Annotated in this window: 2 protein-coding genes; both read left to right on the forward strand. The window is 58.9% G+C overall.

All coding sequences use genetic code 11. The features are described from left to right. Positions 1-209: hypothetical protein (locus IVB32_RS37015; protein WP_247412997.1), on the forward strand; the 209-nt coding region annotated here is incomplete at its 5' end. Positions 210-835: 626 nt separating this feature from the next. Continuing rightward, positions 836-1,045: hypothetical protein (locus IVB32_RS37020; protein WP_247412998.1), on the forward strand; the 210-nt coding region annotated here is incomplete at its 3' end.

Below are 1,045 nucleotides of genomic sequence, written 5' to 3' on the forward strand. Positions count from 1 at the left end.
TTCACGTCTCAGATAACCGAGTGGCTGACCTTGCCAAGATGGCAGCCACCGAAATAGGGCGCCTCCGTTGGCGCATGAGTGGCGGCTCAAACGAGCATCCACATCGTAAACGCGGCGCAGAGGCAGATCGTGCCCACGACAGTCATCCGGCAAAGAAGCGCTCGGTCCGGTCCATGTCGATCATCTTCGAGATCGATCCACGCCCATAAACGTTTAAAGCTGCACGCTGGCTCCTGCTTGCGCGCGTCGCAATCTGTCAGAGCTTACGTCCCATTAGACGGTGTGAGCGCAGTCGTGCGACGAACGAAGACGACGCCGATCCACGAGTTGGAGCGTTACATGCGGTGCAAGGATTGTTCGGACGTGCGGGGCTATTGCAGCGGGCAAAACGGACGATCTGTTCTGTCTGCCGCAGAAAGATACCGTTGATGCAGAACCAAAACCAGAATGTTCGGGTCGGGATTCGAGTCGTATCGCCACCAACATGGCAACGACTTTGTACGCTAAAGTACGATCTTCTACGATGTTGTACTCTGACGGCAGCGGTTCGAGCGCTCGTACGGATTGTCTCAGCCGCGAAAGCGCGGCGAACTTTCTGAAAGTCAGGTCGATGCCACAAGCGGGCGATGCGGGACAGCGGGCCTGAAGAACGGGCGGCCGAGTTCGACCGGCTCGGACGCATGGGAACGCTTCCTCCTTCTACCGAGGCAGGTCCGGTCCCTTCAGCTTTCGCGTGGGCTGCGATCGAGGTTCACCGAGAAATAGTCGACCACTTCCGTAGCCTCGGCGTCTTGCCTGAAACCCCGCTGTTCTTCGAAATCGACGGAAGGACCATGTGGATGAACTGCTGGCGGCGTACAATGACATCACCGCTTCCGGATTGGGCCCCTCCCAACCGCAATGCGATGCAGCGAAGGCGGAGCAGCGTTCGCTGGCGGAGCCATGCGCAAAGTTCCGTTGTCACGCCGATCTAGCCGGCTTGACCTCTTCCGCATCAGCCACGCGTTCGCTGAGAGGGCGGCTTAAACTCCACGACCTCGTGCTG

This window comes from Bradyrhizobium sp. 23 (assembly GCF_023073295.1).
Lineage (GTDB): Bacteria > Pseudomonadota > Alphaproteobacteria > Rhizobiales > Xanthobacteraceae > Bradyrhizobium > Bradyrhizobium canariense_D.